We start from the raw sequence: 18,066 nt of genomic DNA on the forward strand, positions 1-18,066 counted from the left end.
GAGGAGGCGAATGAACTAAAGCGGACAGGATGGCAAGCGCCAATCAGTACGTAAAGACAATAAGTTTAAGTAAAACCAGTAGAGGCAGTACTTCAGTGGCGCAAAGGTAGGCAAATAAATGCAGATTTAGCAGCGATGCTTCCTTGTGCAAGGTATTGGCTACCCGTAGGACCGTGCCAACCAAAACGATTGCGACGGCTGCACTGGCGGCCCACGCCACCGTACGCGGGAAGCCAGCGTTGAGGCTCAGGTAGAGCAGCAGTACCAAAGGCAAAACCAAACCGGCCAGCAAGGTGGTGCGCAGAAACTCGCGATACTGAATATCAACCAGCGGCTGAAGGCCGAAAATGTAGCCCAGTATGGCAACGTAAAGGTACTTGCCAAAGACGAAGGTGGTGATGATGGCCGTATAGAGCAGAACGCGGGCTACGATGGCGGTTTCGGCAACGTTGACGAAGCGGCGCAACAAGGGCAGGTTCTGCAAGTCGGTGTGGATGGCGGTGAGCAGCAAGGCGAACGAGAGCGCAAAGAGCAGCACAAGCAGCAGGTTGAGCAGCGACAAAGCGGGTTTAGCCAAAAAAGCTTGTTGGTCGCCGCCGTTGCCAAACAACTCTTCCAGCTGAAAAATGCGGGCTAAGCCGGGCTGATAGGTGGTGCGAACCGCGCCATAGGACAAGCCCAGCACGAGCAAGAAACCCAAATACACGTTTTGCCCCTGCGGCCCCGGCAACCGTGGCTGCGCCTGCGCTACCCGAGCAGCGGCCGGACCAGCGGCCGCACTGCTGGGACTGGTGCCTGAGAAGGATGCCAATGCCGGAGTGCCATCGGGCTGCCAAACTGCCAGCAAGTGACGGCCCATGGGCAGATGTGCGGGCAACAACCGAGCAAGGTTGAGGGAATAGGTGGCAGCGGTATGAGCTGTGAAAATCAGTTGATTGTCGATAAACAAGCTCAGCCCCGGCTGTGCCGCAAAAGATAACGGGAAGGACTGGTTACGGCTTAGCCGCACCCACTGGTAGTAAGCGTGGGCCGGCTGGTGGTAGCCGGGCACATAGAACAGCAGGCGGTTGCGGGCCGCATCGTGAATAAGCCAATCATTGGACAGGGCCGTGGGCGAAGCTGGCGGCAGCTGGCGATACTCGCTGGCGCTGGCAGGCCGCTGGCAAAGGCCTAGGAGCACCAGCAGGCCCCAAGCGAACCACCATACACTACGCCCCGATGCCATGGCCTTTAGCTATTGCTTTCGGCCGCCATTAACTGACGACGCGATATGCGGCTTTGGTAAACCCCGAAAAAGATGCTCAACAGCGCCGAGAAGACTGCCAGAGCGGCAATAAGAATGGTATTGCCTAGGTAAGCGAAGCGGATAACAAAGAGAATGACCAGCACATTGAGCAAGCCCAAAAGCAGCACCGTGCTGATTTGCTGGAAGCCCATGGCGAGGATGCGGTGGTGGATGTGGTTTTTGTCGGGTGAAAAGGGCGAGCGACCGGCCAGCATGCGCAAGGAGAACACGCGGATGGTATCGAAAAGCGGCACGAACAAAATGCCTACGGCCACGGAGGGCGACGACGATGCAAACGGCTGCCCCACCCGCAGGCCCATTTCGATGAACTGAATGGCCAGCACCGACACGATGAAGCCGCACACCAGCGAGCCGGTGTCGCCCATGAAGATGGGCGCCCGGTGGAAGTTATAGCGCAGAAAGCCCAGCAGCCCGCCAATGAGGCACACCGCTACGTAGGCATAGTTGCCGAAGCTGGTTCCGCCATACTCATAAAAGTAATAGCCGAATGTGCCGCTGATAATCAGCACAACGGTACCCGCCAACCCGTCGAGGCCATCGATGAGGTTGATGGCATTGGTGATGCCCACAATGACGCCAAGGGTGAATGCATAGCTGATGCCAATGGGCAACGTGTCGACGCCTAAAATGCCCTGAAAGCTGGTGATGCGGACATCGGCCATTATCATCACAATCCCCGTGGCCAGCAACTGCCCCACAAACTTCTTTGACACCGACATGCCAACCAGGTCGTCTTTCAGCCCTACAAAAAACAGGATGATGCAGCCAGCAAGCAGTTCCTTTACACCGTTTTGCAAAGGGGCGAAGATGGTGAGAGCCGACATGAAGCCCGCGAACACGGCCACCCCGCCCAGTCGCGGCGTGAGCGACATGTGCACGGTGCGCCCATTGGGCATATCGAGCATGTTTTTGAGGTGGGCAATGTAGATAATGGACGGCACAGCAAACAGCGATACCAGCATCGCCCACATCCAGGACAAGCCCAAGGGAATATCGAGATGGTTCATAGATAATAGGTCGAGAGTGAAATAACGAAGGCCGAAGCAGCCAGCGGTAGAAACGGGAGACTAGCTATGCAAAACCCCCACTTGGTTAAGCAAGTCAATGTGCGTGAAATTATCGGGAACGATAGAATCGGGAACGAAGATGAATTTTTTGTCGAAAACTTGCTTGCCGTGGTAGTAGCTCACCCAGTACTGGTTATTGAGGTGAAATAGGCCGGAATCGATGGGTTCGACGGGCACGGCGGTACGCGGTGGAATTTCTTCAAAAACGTAGCGGAGCGTGGAAGTGCGCACTTTCTCGCCGTCGAGCTGTTGGCCATAGCCGTTGGCATTTATGATGACGTTTTGCAGCGGGAAAGCGTTGTCGTTGAGCAGGTACACCTGCCAGATGGGCTGGCCTTCGGGGGTAAGGCCCTCATCGGGGACGATGGCGACCGAAACGCCTTCTACCGGGTCGAACGGAATGTCTTGCTTCATTTCGGCTTTAAACAGATGGAATTGAACTTGGCGTAGAAGCGGGTGCAGGGGTAGCGCCCAGTAGAGCCAGCAGGTGCGGCAGCAGGCGCTCCTGCACTTCTGCGACCGTGATGGTAGCGGTGCTGCCCAACTCCTGTGCCAGCGAGGTAACGGCTTTATCGGGGATGCCGCAGGGCACGATGTGGCCGAAATACGAGAGGTCCGGGTTCACGTTCAGGGCCATGCCGTGCAGGGTGACCCAGCGGCTGCACTTCACGCCGAAGGCGCAGATTTTGCGGGGATTGGGCGCGCCCGCCTCCCAGTCGAGCCATACGCCGGTGAGGCCGGCAATGCGGCCGGCATTCAAACCGTACTCGGCCAGGGTGCGGATAACGACTTCTTCCAGGGTGCGCAAGTACCAGTGGATATCGGGCCGGAAGTTATCGAGGTCGAGGATGGGGTAGCCCACCAACTGGCCGGGGCCGTGGTAGGTAATGTCGCCGCCCCGGTTGATGCGGTGGAAGCTGGCCTCGTGCGCGGCCAGCGCGGCTTCGTCGAGCAGCAGGTGCTCGGGCTTGCCGCTTTTGCCCAGCGTGTAGGTATGCGGGTGCTCGCACAGGAGCAGGTGGTTGGGCGTGGGCTGGGGCGGGGCGCCGGTGGTTTCGGCCTGGCGGTTGCCGGTTTTGATGGCAATGGTGGCCGCCATGAGTTCTTCCTGGAGTTGCCAGGTGGGCACGTACTCGACCATGCCAAGGCGATGTACCTGCACGGTGCGGTTGGGCGAAGGGCTGGCGGCGTCGGTCGGGATGGCGTCGAGCAGTTGCGCGGGAAACTGTTCTACGGAGGAAGCCATTGGGTTGGGGTTGTGAAAAAGCATGCAAAGGTACTAAGCGCGGTAGGCTTTGGTAACGTTCGAGGCTGCTATGCTTCGCTGGCTAGTAGCTTGCAACTGCCCTCCCCTCTTATTTCTGTTGCATGGCCCACGCACCTCACCAATTAGGCCAGGCCGGCGAAGCTGCCGCCGCCGACCATTTCCTCAGCCTCGGCTACGAGGTGCTGGCCCGTGGCTATCGTCACGGCCGGGCCGAGGTAGACCTGGTGCTGCGCCTTCGGGCGGAACTGCTGGTGTTTGTGGAAGTGAAGACCCGGTCTTCTGGGCAGTTTGGCACGCCTGAAACGTTTGTCTCGGCGCGCAAGAAGGAGCTTTTTCGGCTCGCGGCCACGCACTTGCAGGAAGAGTTGGATTGGCGGGGCGACATTCGCTTCGACATTGTGGCACTGACGCTGCTTAACCAAGGGTTCCGGCTGGAGCACTTTGAGGATGCATTTTATTGAGGCGCCGTTTGCGTGGGTGGCCGGAGTATTTTAAAATTACGTTTTGGGCACCGGACTAAAGGCCGAGATGAAATTTCGGGATACTCCGGCTATGACCCGCGGCTACTTGCGCTTCGGCGCTACTTTAACCGGGGCTTTGGGCACGGTGCGGGCCGGCACGGCAGTGCGCCGCGCGCCGGGCCGGTCCTCAGCTTCGGGCTGGCCGCGCTTGTCGATGTTCTTTTCCTTGTCGTAGATGAGCGTGGCGTTGCGGTTGTATTCCCGAATGAGCTCTGGTTCCGTCACTTCGGGGTCGTAGCCGGATTCGCCGTACTGGTACTCGTAGCGCCGACGGCCGCGGAAGCCCCAGTACTTAGTCCAGATGCCAACGCGCTTGCCGTTTTCAAACTGGCCGCGCCACTCGGGCTGGCCATCGACAAGGAATTTAGCGTAATCGCCTTCCAGCTTGCCGTTTACGTAGGGCACCACTTCGTTGATTTTGCTGCGGTCTTCGCCGTAGTAGCTCACATTGGCGTCGCGTGGGAAACCCATTTCGTAGTGGGTTTTGCTCAGCAGCACCCCGTTTTTATCGAACCGCTCCCACCGCAGGTGGCGGGTGCCCAGGGCGTAGTAGCCGGTTTCGAGCACCTTATTGTTTTGCAGCTTTTTGTAGGGGCCGTGCATAATTTTGAGCGTGGCCGAATTTTCTTCTACTGTTGCCAGCTTCAGGATTTTATGCTTCTTGGTGTCGAAGTAATAATGCGCCGGGGCAAAATCAGATAGCGTTTTGGGGTATTTCAGGTAGTAAAACACCTCAATAATCTGGTTGCGGCCTTTGGGCCCGCTCTTCGCGAAGGCCCGCTTCATCTTCTCGCCCAGAAAGACGTTCTTTTTCTTCTTTTTCGATTTCCGCTGGGTGTCCTTTTCCGCGTCTTTGGCGGCTTTCTGCTGCTCTTTGGTGAGCACGGCCTTGCTAGCCGTGCTGAGCGAGGGCTTGCCCTTGAGCGAATCCGCCGTGTGGATAAGGGTATCGGGCACTACCACGGCCACGGCGGGCTGCTCGGGGGTGCTGTTGAAGGAAACGGTTTTGCGCGTGCAGGCCCACGGCAACAGCGTGAACAACGCTAGAACAACGGTGAGAAAACGCAGCGGCCGGGGCCACAAACGGTACATAAGCATGAATAGCACGGACTTATTTTCGCGGCATCAACGCAAAGGTAGCCGAGTTTGGTGCCCTTACTTCGCTTTTACCGTACGCTGGGCCAAATCCAGCTGCTGGCCGGCCGTGAGCACGTGCAGCCGTAGGCCATGCCCGCTGATGACCTCGTCGTCGGGCAGGCCGGGCAGGTTGTTGTGCGTGGCGTGGGCCGCATCTATCACCACAACGGCTTCTTCACCGAACACCTCGACCGGTTGGCCGGGCCGAATGAGCAGGCCGGTTTCCTCGCTCAAGCCGATGCCGAGCAACTGGGGCTGGGCCAGCACGGCGTGCAGCAGGCGCGGGTAGCGGGCCCGCTCGGCAAAATGCTGGTCGAGCAGCACACCAGGCAGCAATCCCAGGCCGGGCTTCACCTCAATCTGGCCGCCCAGCAAGCTGCGCCAGCCGTGGCCGTTCACCAGCATAAATTCGGCCATGGCAGCGGCGCCGGCGCTGGTACCGGCCACGACGAAGCCCGGCTCGGTTTGGTACTTGTGCTGAAGCAGGGCCAGGAATTCGGTGCCCAGCAAGAAGTCGGTGAGGCGCTCCTGGTCGCCGCCGCTCATGAAGACCAGCGCGGCACGGCGCAGACGCGTGAGCGTAGCTGGGTCGTCGGCCGGGTTGGTTTCATCAACTTGCAAGTGCCGGACATGGGGGCAGCCCAGCAGATGCCAGGAGTGGGCGTAGGCCGCGGCCGTGCGGGCGGGCTGGCGGCGGGTGGCCGTGGTGAGCACCTCGATGTGCGCGTCGCGGCTGGGCAGCAGGCCCGCCAGCAAAGTCAGCAGGGGGTCGTCGTCGCCGCCGCCGAGCACCACGAGGGTGCCGCGAGGCGGAGCGGCAGAAGCAGGAACATCGGGCATGAGCGCGGGGTTGAGGTGGCAATATGGGGCAGCGGGGCCGAATAGTGCGCGCACAGGTCCGGCATTCCGCTTGCTTCGCCCTACTTTTGTCGGGCTTATTCTTTTCATCAACCCCGCTTGCCTAGCGAAGCATCTCCCCGCCCCTCTTTTCATGCAGCCGCAGACCGTGGAAACCATCACGTCCCTGATTCAGGAGGGCGAATTCTTCAAGCTTAAACAGCTGCTTCGCGACTTTCAGCCGTCGGAGCTGGTGGCACTTATTGAGGAGGAAGAAGAAAGGGAGCAGCTCATCATTTTCCGGCTGCTGCCCCTCAAACTGGCTACCGAGGTGTTCGAATACCTCGATTTGGAAGTGCAACGGCACTTTCTGGATAACCTGGCCCAGGACAAGATGGCCGACATCCTCAACGAGATGTCGCCGGACGACCGCACGGCCCTGCTGGAGTTCCTGCCCGCCAATTTTGTGGCCGAGTTGGTGCAAAGCCTGAGCGAGGAAGAGCGCAAGGTGACCTTGCAGCTGCTGGGCTACCCCGAATACTCGGTGGGCCGCCTGATGACGCCCGACTACATCGCCATTCGCGAAAACTGGACGGTGCAGCAGGTGCTCGACTACATCCGGCAGCACGGCGGGCAGTCCGAAACGCTGAGCATGCTCTACGTGACCGACACGCACGGCGTGTTGATTGACGACATCCGCATCCGGGAATTCCTGCTGGCGGCGCCCTCGGCGCGGGTGCGGGAGCTGATGGACCGCCGCTACGTGAGCCTGACGGCCAACCAGGACCAGGAGGAGGCCATCAATATTTTCCGGCGCAACGACCGCAACGCCCTGCCCGTGGTGTCGGACCAGGGCATTCTGCTGGGCATTGTGACCATTGATGACATTCTGAGCATTCGCGAGGAGGAAGACACCGAGGATATCCAGAAGTTCGGCGGCTCCGAAGCCCTCGACGAGCCTTACCTCACCATTCCGCTGCTGCGGATGGTGCAGAAACGGGCCGGTTGGCTGGTAGCGCTGTTTCTGGGCGAGATGTTTACGGCCACGGCAATGCAGTTTTTCGAAGGCGAACTGCAAAAGGCGGTGGTACTTTCATTGTTCGTGCCACTCATTATCAGTTCGGGAGGCAATGCTGGCTCACAGGCCACCTCGCTCATTATCCGGGCCCTCACGCTGGGCGAAGTCACGGTGGGGCGCTGGTGGGAAGTGATGCGCCGCGAATTGTTCTCGGGCTTGGCTCTGGGTGCTATTCTGGGCACGGTGGGCTTTCTGCGCATCATGGTGTGGCAGCACGCGGGGCTCTACAACTATGGTCCGCACTGGGCGCTGGTGGGCATCACGGTAGCCCTCACGCTGGTGGGCATTGTGCTGTGGGGCTCGCTGGCGGGCTCCATGCTGCCGCTGCTGCTCAAAAAGCTGGGCCTAGACCCGGCCACATCTTCGGCGCCCTTTGTGGCCACGCTGGTAGACGTGACGGGCCTGATTATCTACTTCTCGGTAGCTCTGCTGATACTGCGCGGCACGCTGCTGTGAGGTAAGTTGGTGAGGTGTGAACTGGTGAGTTTGATGTTTCACTGGCGCATTTCGCGCAGTCAAAACCTTAAACTCATCTGTTTAAACCTTACTATATCACCTTATTCCAGCTTGCGGCGGCTGGCCTTCTTTTCGCCCTGAATCTTTTTGCCTTCCAGGCGCTTGCGCACGGCGTTTTTGCTAGGTTTGGTGGCTTTGCGGGGTTTGGGCCGGCGCAGGCTTTTGAGCAGCAGCGCGTGGAAGCGACCTAGCACGATTTCCTTGTTGCGCAACTGGCTGCGGTCATCCTGGGCCGATAGCAGGAGCCAGCCTTCGGCCGTGAGCTGGCCTGCCAGCTTCTCCAGAATCAATTGCTTCTGCTCGTCAGTAAGAATTTCCGAGTTCAGCAAATGCCAGCGCAGTTCCACCCGCGACTCTACTTTGTTCACATTCTGCCCGCCGGGTCCGCTGGCCCGGCTGGTCTGGAAGGTGATTTCGGGTAGAAAAGCGGCGGCGGGAGGAAGCACAGGAATGGGGCAAGAATAGTGAACGCACAAAAGAACGTCATGCTGAGCTGGTCGAAGCATCTCTACCGCAACAGTAAACCTACAGCGGTTTCGGAGTCGGTATATAGGCGCTGGAAGTAGCGCGAACTACACAGTTCGCGCTACGGTACACCGACTCCGAAACCGCTCTAATTACTTGCGCGGTAGAGATGCTTCGACCAGCTCAGCAGGACGTGCTGGGCCCCCTTTTATTTCGTCAGCAGCATGGCGCCGTAGGAATAACCGCCGCCGAAAACGGTGATTATCACCTTATCGCCCCCTTTCAGGGTATCCCACACTTCGGCCAGGCCGATGGCAGCCCCGGCGCAGCCCGTATTGCCGAGACGCTCGATGTTGCTCACGGCGCGGGCCGGGTCGATGCCCAGTGCCTTGGTCACGTTTTTCGAGATGCGTAGGTTGGCCTGGTGCGGAATGAGGTAGGTGAGGTCGGGGGTGGCAATGTGGTGCCGGTCAAGCAGCGTTTGGGTAACGCGGGCCATGTAGGTGCACGCCTGCTGAAACACGTCGCGGCCAAAAGGCATCACAATGCCTCTTTCGACGGGCTTGAGCGTCACCGCTTCGTCGGCTTTGCTCACCGGGGCCGCGCCGCCCGTAATGACTTCGGCAATGTACAGGTCATCAGGGCTGAGGCGCTCCTTGCTGATGAGCAGGGCCGCTGCGCCATCGCCCCACAGGTGGCCGGCCATGGTGTCTTCTTCGTTGTTATAAGCCGTGTTGTGCTCACTTACCACCACCACGGCGCGCGTGGCCTTGCCCATGGCGAAGTAGCCTTCTACAATCTCAACAGCATTCAGCAGCGATGAACAGGCCGAAGAGATGCTCACCGTAGGGATTTCGTTGATATCCAAGTCGCGCTGCACGGCGTGGGCAGCGGTAAAAATGGTGTCGTGGGGCGTGTAGGTGCCGGCCACAATAAGGTCGACACTATCGGGAGCAAAGGCTGGCGCAGCGGCCAGCACAGCCCGAGTCGCGGCAATGGCCATGGTGTTGGCATTTTCGCCGGGAGCAGCTTTGCGCCGCTCCTCAATGCCGGTTCGCTCGATTATCCACTCACTAGCCAGGCCATTGAGGCGGGTGAAGTGAGCATTGGTGACGACGGCCTCCGGGAGGTAGGCCGCCACATGATGAAGGTACACAGACAGGTGATGCGTGGAAAACTTGGGCTCGCCTTGCGGCCCGGCAAAGGTACGGCAGCCAGCCCGCGGCGGTCGGGCTGGGCTACCGATATGCCCGAATTTTATACACTGAGCCTTTTTGCGACCACAACCGCCTGGCTTTTTGCTGCGCTTTCCTGGTCAAGCAAATTTTTAAAATTCGATGTGCAACCGCACGGCCACCACATGCACGGGGCCGCTCCGGTCGCGGTTATACGCAGGGTTGATAACCAACTGGTAATCGGGGCTGATGGAGGCGTGGTAGGTGGGCAGCGCGAAGCTGTAGTACAGTTCGCCAATTTGCTCCAGGCCGTAGTTCAGGGCGCCATCGCCCACGATGAAGCCGTAGCCACCGGCTGCCAAATAGGCGCGGTGCTCGGGGCTGAGGCCATTCACAACCACGGCCGCACCGAGGCGGTCGTCGGGCCGGTGCCACCGGGCGCCGGTGCTGGCAATGCCCAGGCTGGCGCTGTGGTCGATTTCGGTGAAGGCCCAGGTTTCGTTCTTGCCATCGTTGTAGCTCACGCGGGCAAATGCGCCGATTTCCTTCGTGATTTCCTGCTCGGCATTCAGACTGAAGCCGACTTTGGTGTGGCCGTCGTGGCGCACGGCTGTCACATCGGGCTGGTCGCCGGTGGCCTGGGCCAGGGCAATGGCGGTGCGGTAGGTGGCCATGGCGGCCACGTTGCGGAAGCCCAGCGCCCGAATAGTACCCTGGCGGCCACTGAGGTGGTACACTTTGGTCAGCTCCACGGTTTCGGCGTGGGCCGTCCCGTAGTGGAAATCCAGGACCGGGCCGTTGGCCAGCGTGGGCATCAGCGTGGAAGCGAAGCGGGCCGTGAAGCCGGGTGTGACGTACTCAAAAACCCCGCCCACGGTGTATCCGCGGGTGTTGGCAGCGTAGTCCCAGGCCCCGGCGCTCATCAGGCTCCAGTTCAGGAACTGGGTGCGCGGGTCGTGCGAGTAGCTGTTCTGGTCGAAGAAATCGGCGGTGCTGAACTTGCCCAGCGTGACGGCGAAATAGCGCTGTGGGCTGGTGCCGGCCAGTTGGTTGAGGTCATCAAGGTCGACATCGGTTGCCGTGCCCAGGGCAAAAACCTGCCGCAGGTAGAGGCGGGCAAGGTACAAATTAGGCGAAGGGTCGCCGATGCGGAACGTCTCGCCGTTGGTAAAGCCTGCCACGCCGCGTGCGCCGCTCAGGCCGCTGCCGCCGGCCACTTCGGGGTTGAAATAAACGGATGCATTCTTCCATAGCCGCCGTCCAATGAAGAGCGTGCTCGTGAAGGACAGCTTCGCCGATTCGCGGTCGGCCAGACTGTAGTCACCCGAATACGGCGTGGTCAAATCATTGTGCCACTGGTCGATGAGGGTTTGCTGAAAGTGCAGGCTCCAGTTGCGGGCCTTCTCGGCGGGCAGGTGCACAGGCTCCTGGGCCGAAGCTGCATTGGGTGGTACAGCAGGCGTGGTAGCGCCGGGTGGCGTGACCTGGGCACTGGCCTGGCCGGCCAGCAGCATTCCAACCGTGAGGCCGGCAAGGGTAAGACGTTGTTTCAGAAGAAGGGAAATAAAGCTATTACAGCAGTTGAACATCAGGGCAAAGATGCAAACCTCCGGCTTGCCGAGTGTCGCTTGCATGAAATACCCGGTTATTTGCAATACGGCAATGCACCGGGCCGCAACCGTACTTTTGCGTCATGCTTCTTCATTACCTCGACCAGGGCCAGGGCCGGCCCCTGGTTATCCTCCACGGCCTGTTTGGCACCCTCGACAACTGGCAGAGCCTGGCCCGCCGCTGGGCCACCGAAGCCGGCCTGCGCGTCATCAGCGTCGATTTGCGCAACCACGGCCGCTCCTTTCATAGCCCGCAACACACCTACGCCCTCATGGCGCAGGACGTGCTGGAGCTATTCGACCACCTGCAGCTGGGCCCCGACACCACCCTCATGGGCCACAGCATGGGCGGCAAAGTGGCCATGCGCCTCGCCCTCGACCACCCCGTACGGCTGGCCAAGCTCATCGTGGTCGATATCGCCCCGCGCTTCTCCGATATGGAGCATCAAGACGACATTGTGGCCGGCCTGCAAGCCGTCGATTTCACCACCTGCACCAACCGCCAGGAAGCCGATGCCGCCCTGGCCAGGTACGTGCCCAACGTGGGCACCCGGCAGTTCCTGCTGAAAAACCTCTACCGCAAAGAAGACAATACTTTCGCCTGGCGCATCAACCTGGAAGTGCTTGCCGCGCAGTTGGCCGCCATTGGTGAGGAAACGGCCAGCGCCACACCCTTTATGAAGCCAGCCCTGTTCATCCGGGGCGGCAAGTCTGACTACATCACTCCCGAAGACAAGCTGACCGGAATCCCGATGCTGTTTCCGCACTCGCAGGTAGCTACCGTGGTCGATGCCGGCCACTGGGTGCATGCCGAGAAGCCAGAAGAGATTTTTGAGATGGTGAAGGCCTTTACGCTGAGCTGATTTGCCGTGTAGCTTGGACTCTGCGAGTCCGAGCAGCGAGCGGAGCGAGCCGCTGGCACTTGGTTGATACTAAACATGGGTCCTGACGCGTGATGCTCGCTCCGCTCGCTGCTCGGACTCGCAGAGTCCAAGCTACTTGAAAACCCTCTTCCTCATTCCCACGCCGCTGGCCGATGATACGGCTCCGCAGGTGCTGCCGCCGCAAGTAGTTGAGGCCGTGGCGTCCCTCCCCTACTTTTTGGTAGAAAATGCCCGCACGGCCCGCCGCTTCGTAAAAAGCGTGGCCCCACACCGCGTGATTGAGGATATCCGCTTCGTCGTCATCGACAAAGACAGCACCGATGCGGAAGTGAAAGCAGCTCTCGGGCCGCTGCTTAAAGAGGGAATTGATGGCGGCATTCTCAGCGAAGCCGGCTGCCCCGGCATTGCCGACCCCGGCGCGGCGCTGGCGCGGGAGGCGCACCGGCAGGGGCTGCGCGTAGTGCCACTGGTGGGGCCGTCGTCGCTGCTGCTGGCGCTCATGGCCTCGGGGCTGAATGGGCAGCAATTCGCTTTCCACGGGTATTTGCCCATCGAGAAGGTGCCGCGCGTGGCGGCTATCAAGGCCCTGGAGAAGGAGGCGCAGCAGCGGCAGCAGTCGCAGCTGTTCATTGAGACGCCGTACCGGAATGGGGCGCTGTTTGCTGATTTGCTGGCGCACCTGCAGCCCGGCACACGGCTGTGCGTGGCCGCCGATGTGACGGGCGCAGGCGAGTTTATCAAGACGCTGACCGTTTCGGATTGGAAGCGGCTGCCGGCCCCGGAGCTGCACAAGATTCCGACGGTATTTATAATCGGGATGTAACGAAGTCATCTGTCATCCTGAGCGCAGCGAAGGACCTTATCACGCTAGAATTTTCTGACGTGCCCAGGTCCTTCGCTGCGCTCAGGATGACAGACGGAATTACGAAGCCCGCACCACGAACTTTGGTTCAGCCACCGGCAGGTGCTCGTGGGGCGAGGGCAGCACGGTTTCGCCGTGCTGGCTCAGGTCGAGGCCGTCGGCTTCGTGCATGGCATTTACCCGAATAGGAATGAGCAGGTTGGTGAACTTATAGATGAGGTACGAGCCGCCGAAGGTGAACACCGAAATGAAGGCCAGCGCCCCGAGGTGATGCAGCAGCAGCGTCCAGGAACCGGTGGTAGCCAGGCCGCCCTCCTTGGCAAAAACCGCCGTGAGAATCATGCCCACAATGCCACCCACACCGTGGCAGGGGAAAACGTCGAGGGTATCGTCGAGGGTGGTTTTGTTCTTCAAATCGACCGCGCCGGCGCTGATGGCGGCCGAAACCACGCCGATGAAAAGGGCCGGGCCGTAGCTCACGTAGCCTGCCGCCGGGGTGATGGCCACTAGGCCCACCACCGCGCCAATGGCTGCGCCGGCTGCCGTGGGGCGCTGCCCACGCACGGCTTCAATCATCATCCAGGTGAGCATGGCGGCAGCCGAAGCCATGTGCGTAGTGAAGAAGGCCTGCACCGCCGTGGCATTGGCGGCCAGGGCCGAGCCGGCGTTGAAGCCAAACCAGCCAAACCACAGCAGGCCCGTGCCGATGAGGATGAACGGCACATTGGGCGGCACGTGGGTGTGGCCTTCGAGGTGAGTGTGGCGACGGCCCAGGGCTAGCGCGCCGGCCAGCGCCGCAAAGCCGGCCGAGATGTGCACCACCGTGCCGCCCGCAAAATCGAGCACACCCCATTTGAATAGGAAGCCGTCGGGGTGCCAGGTCCAGTGGGCCAGCGGGCAGTAGATGAGCAGGCTAAACAGGCACATAAACAGCAGGTAGCCCCAGAACCGAATCCGCTCAGCGAAAGCGCCGCTGATGAGGGCCGGCGTGATGATGGCAAACTTCAGCTGGAAGGCCGCGAAAAGCACCAGCGGCAGGTTGGTAGCCAAGCGGGCATGGGGCGCGGTGCCCACGTTGTTGAACATGAAAAACGTCATCGGATTACCGATGACGCCGCCGATGCTATCGCCAAACGCCAGCGAAAAGCCTACCACGTACCACAGTATCGAAATCACGCCCAGCGCGATAAAACTCTGTAGCATAGTCGATATCACATTCCGCTTGCTTACCATGCCGCCGTAGAAAAACGCCAAGCCCGGCGTCATCAGCAGCACGAGGCCGGAGGCGGAGAGCATCCAGGCCAGGTCGGCGGGGTTGAAGGCGTCGGGCTTGGCCTCGGGGTGGTTTTGGGACAGGAAGGCGGCGAGGCCGGCTAATAATAGGATGAGGCCTAGGCAGGCCGTGGCTAAATATTGTTTACGAGTCATAGCGGTAGTAAAATTAAGGCTACTATGCTAAGTTAGTCAACAATTTTCTCAAGCACCTATTAAAAACAAAGGGTGTTTCCCGAAATAATAACCCAAACCTTCAAAAACCACCTCATTTTACAAATACCCCATCATCAAAAGTAACTTCAAAAGCTGTCAGGCCTGCTGGGTTGGTAGCTAATTGGAACCGGAAGCCGTGGGCCAGCAGCACATCGCGCACCAGCGTGAGACCGATGCCCTGCCCGTCGCGCTTGGTGCTGAAAAAAGGCGTGAATAAGCGTTGGCTGACTTCGGGCGTGAGGGCGGCCCCGTCATTTTCGATAATGAGAGTGGGCGGCTGCGCGGTGGTGCGCACCCAGATGTTACCGTCGCGCCCAATGGCTTCGAGGGCATTTTTAGCCACGTTTAGTAAAGTTTGCTCCAGCTGTTGCGCATCTAGGGGAAGCAGAAGGGATGATTGAGAAAATTCCAAGTGCCATTTTATACCACGCTCTTCGCTCTGGGGCTGCAGCAAGCGGCAGATGCCGCGTAGCAGGGCGTGGAGGTCGGTGGGCTGGGGCGCGGGGGGCGGCAGGCGTACGAGGTGGGCGAAGTTGGCAATGAAGTTGGCCAACTGAGTGTTGCGAGCAATACTCACTTCCAGCGCCTGGGTAAAGTCGGGCTGGTCGTCGGGTGCCAGCTGGGGAGCGTAATGCCCGAAGCTGTGCAGAATAGAGTTGATGGCGCCGATGGAATTGTTGATTTCGTGCGACATCATCCGAATCAACTGGCCGTAGGCCTGCTTCTCCTGCTGCATCAGTTCCTGGGTCAATTCTTCGAGCAGGATGAAGCGGCGGCTAAAGCCCCGGTCCAGAAAGTGTGTGGCGTGGGCGCGGTAGGTGGCCAGGCCGGAGAGGCGCAGCGCCTGCGGCTGGCCTTCGACCAGGCTGGCCAGGGCCGGCCCCCAGGCGCCGGGCAGCTCGGCCGGCAGCTGGCCCAGGAAACTGTCGGCCGGCTGGGCCAGGATGCGTTCGGCGGCGGCGTTGGCGCTTTCGATGCGGCCGTCGAAATCGAGGATGAGGATGCCGGCGGGCGAGGCCTGGATGAGGCGTTCGAGCAGGAAGCTTTTCTCGTGCTGGCTCACGCGCTCTTGGCGCAGGGCATCAATCATGTCGTTATAGACGGTGATGAGCTGGTCCATTTCGCGCTGACCGACGGGCACGAATTTCATGCTGAAATCCTTGGCCTGAATGGCCGCCGTGCCCGCTGCAATGAGCTCAAACGGCCGTACAAAGCCCCGATACAGCCGCACAGCGAGCGTAACGCTGGCTATCAGCAGTACCTCGCTGCCGAAGAACAGCGGCAGGTTGGTAGTGCGCAACTGCCACGCCAGCCCAATGAGCACGGCGTGAATGAGGGCAACGAACAGGAGGTATTGCAGGCGAAGGGACATAGGGTGGAGAAGTCGACAATGATAAAAGAACGTCATGCTGAGCGAAGTCGAAGCATCTCTACCGTGGCAGTGAATCCCTATTGATTGGATTAGTTGCGCGGTAGAGATCCTTCGACTTCGCTCAGCATGACGTTCTGTTTCACTCATTATAGCCCCTACTCGTCGTAGGGAATCCCGTGCTTCTCAAACCTTCTATACAACGCGCCCCGGCTCAGGCCCAGGGCCTTGGCCACGCGGCTAACGTTGCCCTCATAATGCACCAGCGACTGCCGAATCATTTGAGCTTCCAGCTCGTCCAGCGTCATGGTGCCGGGGGTGGGCAGCTCGCCGGGCTGGGGCTGGTGGGCGGGCAAGCGCTGGGCGTTGGCTTGGAAATCTTCGGGCCCCAATTCCTCCTTGCCGCTGACGAGGACGGCGCGCTCCACCAGGTTTTTCAGCTCGCGGATGTTGCCGGGCAGGGCTTGCTCGCGGAGCCAGTGCAGGGCGCGGGTGCTCACTTTGAGGGCCGGGCGCTGGTAGGTGGCGCGGAGCTTATCGACGAAGTGCTGGGTTAGGAGCGGAATGTCGGCTGCGCGCTCGCGGAGGGCGGGCAGGCGCACCGAAATCAGGTTGATGCGGTAGAACAGGTCTTCGCGGAAACGGCCTTGCTGCACCATCTCGGCCAGGTTGCGGTTGGTGGCGGCGATGACGCGGATATCCAAGCGGCGCGGCTTGCTGTCGCCCAGTACCTCGTAGGTGCGGTCTTGCAGCACGCGCAGAAGCTTCACTTGTGAAGCCAGTTCCAACTCACCGATTTCATCCAGAAAAATGGTACCGCCGTTGGCCAGTTCGAAGCGGCCCACGCGGTCGGTTTTGGCATCGGTGAAGGCGCCGCGCCGGTGGCCGAACATTTCGCTTTCAAATAAGCTGCTGGAAATGCCGCCCAGGTTCACCTTCACAAACGCCTGATTTTTGCGCTGGCTGTTGCGGTGAATGGCTTCGGCAATGAGTTCCTTGCCGGTACCGCTTTCACCTTCGATGAGTACGGCCGCATCAGTAGCGGCCACTTGGCCCACCTGGCGCAATACGTGCAGCAACTGGGCATCTTGCCCGATGATGTCGCGGAAGGCAAACTGCTGGTCGAGCTGGCGGCGCTGGCGGGCGGGCGCTTCCGTCAGGTCGGTATCGGTGGTGTTTTCCTGCACGGCCAGCACCGTGCGGATGGTTTGGAGCAGGGCGTCGTTGTGCCAGGGCTTGGTGATAAACTCGGCCGCTCCCGCCTTCATGCCTTCCACCGCCAGGCTAATGCTGCCCCAGCCGGTGATGAGGATGACGGGCACCTGCGGGGCCAGTGCCTTCATCTGGCGGAGCAGGGCCAGGCCATCGGCCCCGGTGGTATCGAGCGAGTAGTTCATGTCCATCAGCATGAGCCGGGGCAGCGTGTCGCGCACCACGGCCAGCGCCTCGGCCGGGCCGGCCACGGCTTGCGCGGGGTAGCCGGCCTGCTTCAGCAGCAGCCTGAGCGACGTGCGGATGGCGAGGTCGTCGTCGATGATGAGTACCATGATTGCAGAAAGGAAGGAGGTGTTTTGCAGAAGTAAGGCCGTCATGCCGAGCGCAGCCGAGGCATCTCGCGTGGGGTAGTGCCTAGCCGTTGCAACGATTCGAGCGAGATGCCTCGGCTGCGCTCGGCATGACGGCTTGGAATAGTGAGCGTCTATTACCGGCCCTTCACTGTGCCGCCGCTGCTGGTATGCTTCGTGAGTTGCGGCGAGCCAGCGTAGCGCACATCACCGCCGCTGGAGGCGTTGGCATTGAGCTTGTCCTCCACGGCCACGGCAATAGTGCCGCCGCTCGACGCATTAGCGTCGCAGGTAGCAGCCTGCACGTCCTGGCCCTTAAAGACGCCGCCGCTGGAGGCGTGCACGCTCAGGCTTTGCACCTTACCGCCGAGGGTGGCCACGCCGCCGCTGCTCACGCTGGCATCCACGCTTTTACCTGTGAAGTCAGGAGCGGAAATGACGCCGCCCGACGAGGCTTCCAGCTTGCAGTCGCCCACTGAGTAGGCATTTTTCACGTCGACCCGGGCTCCGCTGCTGGCTTCTATGCCCGTGAGCGGGGCGGCCACAATGGTCACGCGCAGGTTGCGCGGGCGGTTGTCTTTGCTCCAGGCCTCGTTCAGCTTGTGGTCGAAGCTCACTTTGAGCACACCCTCGCTCACTTCGGTTTTGATGCGGGACAGGAACTCAGCCGTTTCGGCGCTGGCCTCCACGCGCTGGGCGGTGCCTGAGGTGAGGGTTACGAGGATGCCATCGGAGGCTTTCAGGGTACGGAAGGTGGCTACGGAGCGCACTTCCGGGGCGGTTTGGGCGAGCGCGGGCACCAGGGCCAGCAACCAAAGCAGGGCGAGAACGGTGAGGTTTTTCATGCGAAAAAAGAGCGAAAAGGTGAGTGATGAGATGGTTTCTGACCTGGCAGATGCACGCTGGCGAAGCCGGGTTG

At 60.5% G+C, this 18,066-nt stretch carries 17 protein-coding genes; 4 read left to right on the forward strand and 13 right to left on the reverse strand.

Annotated elements, in window-relative coordinates:
- Positions 1-43: 43 nt before the first annotated feature.
- The 4 genes from JKL48_RS01195 to lipB are packed head-to-tail and all read right to left on the reverse strand — an operon-like array spanning position 44 to position 3,619.
- Positions 44-1,225 (reverse strand): DUF4271 domain-containing protein, encoded by a 1,182-nt coding sequence (locus tag JKL48_RS01195; protein ID WP_201977522.1) that lies wholly within the window; start codon positions 1,223-1,225, stop codon positions 44-46.
- A 5-nt stretch (positions 1,226-1,230) separates the two neighbouring features.
- Positions 1,231-2,313, reverse strand: coding sequence for an MraY family glycosyltransferase (locus JKL48_RS01200; RefSeq protein ID WP_236668538.1), 1,083 nt, complete (start codon positions 2,311-2,313; stop codon positions 1,231-1,233).
- A 60-nt stretch (positions 2,314-2,373) separates the two neighbouring features.
- Positions 2,374-2,787 carry a hypothetical protein gene (locus JKL48_RS01205; RefSeq protein ID WP_201977523.1) on the reverse strand — a complete coding sequence of 138 codons (414 nt, stop codon included), beginning with the start codon at positions 2,785-2,787 and terminating at the stop codon, positions 2,374-2,376.
- 7 nt (positions 2,788-2,794) lie between these two features.
- Positions 2,795-3,619: a lipoyl(octanoyl) transferase LipB gene (gene lipB / locus JKL48_RS01210; protein WP_201977525.1), complete on the reverse strand. Its 825-nt coding sequence runs from the start codon at positions 3,617-3,619 to the stop codon at positions 2,795-2,797.
- Between the two features lie 122 nt (positions 3,620-3,741).
- On the opposite strand from lipB, the gene JKL48_RS01215 reads away from it, so the two are divergent.
- Positions 3,742-4,101: a YraN family protein gene (locus tag JKL48_RS01215; RefSeq protein WP_201977526.1), complete on the forward strand. Its 360-nt coding sequence runs from the start codon at positions 3,742-3,744 to the stop codon at positions 4,099-4,101.
- A gap of 102 nt (positions 4,102-4,203) precedes the next feature.
- Here the strand turns inward: JKL48_RS01215 and JKL48_RS01220 are convergent, their stop codons facing one another.
- Entirely contained in the window at positions 4,204-5,253 is a 1,050-nt protein-coding gene (locus JKL48_RS01220) for a toxin-antitoxin system YwqK family antitoxin (protein ID WP_201977527.1), read from the reverse strand.
- 63 nt (positions 5,254-5,316) lie between these two features.
- Positions 5,317-6,138 carry a cyanophycinase gene (locus JKL48_RS01225; RefSeq protein WP_201977528.1) on the reverse strand — a complete coding sequence of 274 codons (822 nt, stop codon included), beginning with the start codon at positions 6,136-6,138 and terminating at the stop codon, positions 5,317-5,319.
- 151 nt (positions 6,139-6,289) lie between these two features.
- On the opposite strand from JKL48_RS01225, the gene mgtE reads away from it, so the two are divergent.
- Entirely contained in the window at positions 6,290-7,669 is a 1,380-nt protein-coding gene (gene mgtE, locus JKL48_RS01230; RefSeq protein WP_201977535.1) for a magnesium transporter, read from the forward strand.
- Between the two features lie 101 nt (positions 7,670-7,770).
- Here the strand turns inward: mgtE and arfB are convergent, their stop codons facing one another.
- From arfB to JKL48_RS01245, 3 genes are all read right to left on the reverse strand, one after another.
- Positions 7,771-8,175 (reverse strand): alternative ribosome rescue aminoacyl-tRNA hydrolase ArfB, encoded by a 405-nt coding sequence (gene arfB / locus JKL48_RS01235; protein ID WP_317191871.1) that lies wholly within the window; start codon positions 8,173-8,175, stop codon positions 7,771-7,773.
- A 227-nt stretch (positions 8,176-8,402) separates the two neighbouring features.
- Complete coding sequence (locus JKL48_RS01240) at positions 8,403-9,350, reverse strand: 3-oxoacyl-ACP synthase III family protein (RefSeq protein WP_201977537.1); 948 nt, start codon at positions 9,348-9,350, stop codon at positions 8,403-8,405.
- Between the two features lie 171 nt (positions 9,351-9,521).
- On the reverse strand, positions 9,522-11,003 hold the full coding sequence (locus tag JKL48_RS01245; protein ID WP_201977541.1) for a carbohydrate porin: 1,482 nt from the start codon (positions 11,001-11,003) through the stop codon (positions 9,522-9,524).
- Between the two features lie 59 nt (positions 11,004-11,062).
- Here JKL48_RS01245 and JKL48_RS01250 point away from each other — a divergent pair, with 59 nt between their 5' ends.
- A complete protein-coding gene (locus tag JKL48_RS01250) occupies positions 11,063-11,842 on the forward strand; it encodes an alpha/beta fold hydrolase (protein ID WP_201977543.1) in 780 nt (259 codons plus the stop codon).
- A 136-nt stretch (positions 11,843-11,978) separates the two neighbouring features.
- Positions 11,979-12,686 carry an SAM-dependent methyltransferase gene (locus JKL48_RS01255; RefSeq protein WP_201977544.1) on the forward strand — a complete coding sequence of 236 codons (708 nt, stop codon included), beginning with the start codon at positions 11,979-11,981 and terminating at the stop codon, positions 12,684-12,686.
- 99 nt (positions 12,687-12,785) lie between these two features.
- On the opposite strand, the gene JKL48_RS01260 is transcribed toward JKL48_RS01255, so the two are convergent.
- From JKL48_RS01260 to JKL48_RS01275, 4 genes are all read right to left on the reverse strand, one after another.
- Positions 12,786-14,153 (reverse strand): ammonium transporter, encoded by a 1,368-nt coding sequence (locus JKL48_RS01260; protein ID WP_201977545.1) that lies wholly within the window; start codon positions 14,151-14,153, stop codon positions 12,786-12,788.
- A gap of 112 nt (positions 14,154-14,265) precedes the next feature.
- Positions 14,266-15,585, reverse strand: coding sequence for a sensor histidine kinase (locus JKL48_RS01265; RefSeq protein ID WP_201977549.1), 1,320 nt, complete (start codon positions 15,583-15,585; stop codon positions 14,266-14,268).
- A gap of 155 nt (positions 15,586-15,740) precedes the next feature.
- A complete protein-coding gene (locus JKL48_RS01270) occupies positions 15,741-17,129 on the reverse strand; it encodes a sigma-54-dependent transcriptional regulator (protein WP_201977551.1) in 1,389 nt (462 codons plus the stop codon).
- Positions 17,130-17,284: 155 nt separating this feature from the next.
- On the reverse strand, positions 17,285-17,992 hold the full coding sequence (locus tag JKL48_RS01275; RefSeq protein WP_201977553.1) for a head GIN domain-containing protein: 708 nt from the start codon (positions 17,990-17,992) through the stop codon (positions 17,285-17,287).
- Between the last annotated feature and the right edge of the window lie 74 nt (positions 17,993-18,066).

This window comes from Hymenobacter rubidus, from assembly GCF_016734815.1.
Lineage (GTDB): Bacteria > Bacteroidota > Bacteroidia > Cytophagales > Hymenobacteraceae > Hymenobacter > Hymenobacter rubidus.